Genomic DNA, 3,232 nt, shown 5'->3' on the forward strand with positions numbered 1-3,232 from the left:
GCGGGCAGTTTGACGGCCAGGTTGGCATCGCAGGTGATGAAGGTGCGCCAACAACCGTCGGCGACGCCGCCGACGCGGTCACCAACGTGGTGATCGGTGACGCCGTCGCCGATCGCGGTCACCACGCCGGCGAAATCCATACCTGGCTGCGGCAGATATCCCTCGAAGCTGGGGAACCTGCCCATCGCAAGTAGCACATCGGCAAAGTTGATGCTGGACGCGCTGACCGCGACTTCGAGCTGTCCCGGCCCTGGCAGAAACCGTTCGCAGGCAACGAATTCCAGCGTATTCAGATCACCGGGAGTACGGATCTGTAGACGCACGCCGTCGCGTTCGTGATTGGCGACGGTGGTGTGCCGCTCCTCGGGGCGCAGCGGGGCGGCGCACAACCGCGCGGTGTACCACTCGCCGTTCCGCCAGGCTGTCTCGTCTTCTTCGGACCCGCTGAGCAGTTGCTGCGCCAGCTGCTCGGCATCTGTCGCTTCGTCCAGATCGATCTGGCTGACGTGCAGGTGCGGATGCTCAACGCCGATCACTCGCATCAAGCCCCGCAGCCCGGCCTGCCCCAGATTGGCCACGTCGGCCACCGAAACCGTTCGGGCGTTGCGCGTCACGACGTAGAGGCGAGGCGACCCCGCTGCGCTCTCCGACAGTTCGCGGGTGATGTGAACCAGATGCTCCACACACTCGCGCCCCAGCAGCGGAGCCTGTTCCGCGGCGTCACCGTTCTTCGGTCCGGTCAGGATCACCACGCCGCTGAATCCACCGGCACGCAAGTGGTTTCGAAGCTCCTCCGCGGTCGCGGTGGCGTCGGCGTGCTGTGGCCAGCACATGCTGGTGCATTGCGCGCCATGAATTTTCAGGGCATCGGTCAACGCGGTGGCCACCACATCGGTGGCGCTGGCGCTGATCAGCAGCCAGCTTCCGGCGTCGGCGTGGGAGAGTTCAGGCAACTGTCCCTGGCGCCATTCGATGGCCAACAGCCGCTCGCCCAGCACCCGATCCTTCTGGCCCAACTCGGATGCTCCCGTGCCCAACCGCAGCCCCTGCACGGCAAGCAGCACAGTTCCGTGCTCGTCGAGCAGCTCGAGGTCGGCCTCGACCTCGGTGATGTCAGCCTTGGTCACCCGCGTGTAGCAGTAGTGGGCGTTGCGGGCAGCACCGTAGGAGCGCAGGCGACGAATACCCAATGGCAACGCCTGTGCGCGCTCGCCGAGAGCCGCCACCTCCGGATGGGCCGCAACGGACTGGAAACAGGCATCCAGCAGTGCGGGGTGCACGCCGTAAGCGTCTTGCTGGGAGCGGATTTCACGTGGGAGTGCGACCTCGGCCAGCACGGTTCCGGTTTCCCCGTGGCCGGTGTGCACGACGCCGAGACCTGCGAACGCCGGACCGTACTGAACACCATGCCGATCCAGGCGCTTGCGCGACTCGGCGCCATCTTCACGACGCGGGTGCGCGGCAAGCAGCGCGGACGTGTCGTACGCAGGTGGCTGCTCATCCTCAGCGGCATGAAGGACCGCGGTAGCTTGCCGCGCCTGTTCGTCGCCGTGGTTCGTTTCCACGGTGAAGTCGGCGACGCCGGGCGATGTGACGACCGCCGAGACGCCGACCGTGGTCTGCTCGTCCAACAACAACGCCTGCTCGAAGCGGATGTCACGGACCTCAGCCGCCTCGCCCAACACAGCACCCGCGGCCCCCAATGCCAGCTCGCAGTACGCCGCGCCCGGTAGCACGGCCACGTTGCGGATCTGGTGATCGCCCAACCATGGCTGGGCGGCGGTGCCGACCTCCCCTTGCCATACGTGACGCGCGGGTTCCTCCGGCAGGCGCACATGCGGACCCAACAGCGGGTGTACGGACACGGTGCACCCACCGTGTGTGTGGGCGTCCTGGCCTTCGCTGCTCAACCACAGCCGACGGTGCGTCCAGGTCGGCAACGGCGCGTCCACCAGCCGCCCGTTCGGATAGAGCACTGAGAAGTCGACCGCGGCGCCCGCGCTATGCAGATCTGCCACAAAGCCTCGCAGCCCGAATGGCAGCGGTTGTTCACGGCGCATGCTGGCCAGCGCTGCCAGCGGCATGTCGAGACTGCGGGCGGTCTGCTCGATAGCGTGGGTGAGTAGCGGGTGCGGCGCCAACTCCGCGAACACCCGGTAGCCGTCCTCCAAAGCGGCCCGCACGGCCGCGGAGAATCGAACCATGCTGCGCAGGTTGTTCACCCAGTACCTGCCGTCGCACACCGGCTGCTCGCGCGGGTCGAACTGGGTCGCCGAGTAGAAGGGAACTTCCGGTGTCATCGGTTTGAGCTCGGCCAGCGCATCGGTCAGCTCATCGAGGATCGGGTTGACTTGAGGCGAATGCGATGCGACGTCGACGGCGATCTCGCGGGCCATCACGTCGCGCTCCTCCCAAGCCGCGACTAGCTCGCGAACCGTCTGGGTGGCACCGCCAATCACCGTGGACTCCGGCGAGGCCACTACCGCCACCACGACGTCCTTGATGCTGCGCACTGCCAACTCCGAAAGCACTTGCTTGGCAGGCAATTCGACCGACGCCATGGCGCCGGCACCGGCAATGCGGCACATCAGCCGCGAGCGGCGGCAGATGACGCGCAGGCCGTCCTCCAGCGACAGCGCGCCCGCGACGACCGCCGCCGCGGCCTCGCCCAGCGAATGTCCGATGACCGCGCCAGGCCGTACCCCGTATGCCTTCAGGGTGGCGGCCAGGGCGACCTGCATGGTGAACAATGTCGGCTGAACGCGGTCGATACCGGACACGACCTCCGGCGACGACATCGCATCGGTAACCGAGAAGCCGCACTCGCGAGCGATCACTGGCTCGATTTGGCCGACAAGACCCGCAAACACAGGTTCGGTCGCCAGCAGCTGCGCGCCCATCGCCGCCCATTGCGAACCCTGACCGGAGAAGACCCACACCGGACCCCGATCATCGCGCCCGACCGCGGCCTCATACGGAGTGTCGCCCTCGGCGACCGCACGCAAAGCCGCGGTGAGCTCCGGCTGGCTGCTCGCGATGACCGCGGTGCGTACCGGGCGGTGCGCGCGCCGACGCGCCAGGGTATAGGCCAGCTCCGGCAACGCCACTTCGACGTGAGCATGCACCCAATCGGCCAGCAGGCCAGCAGTACGGCGCAGCTCGTCGGCCGAGGTAGACGAGACCGGAAACAGCAGTGCTGCCGCCACCGCCGGGTCAGCCTCCCCGTTGTGGT

1 protein-coding gene is annotated in these 3,232 nt (G+C 67.3%); it reads right to left on the minus strand.

Annotated features, from left to right (window positions below; genetic code table 11):
* Positions 1-3,206 (minus strand): acyltransferase domain-containing protein (locus JWQ24_RS27825; protein ID WP_299815629.1); only part of this gene is annotated, 3,206 nt, incomplete at its 3' end.
* Positions 3,207-3,232: the final 26 nt, after the last annotated feature.

Source organism: Tardiphaga sp., assembly GCF_028290495.1.
Taxonomy (GTDB): Bacteria; Pseudomonadota; Alphaproteobacteria; order Rhizobiales; family Xanthobacteraceae; genus Tardiphaga.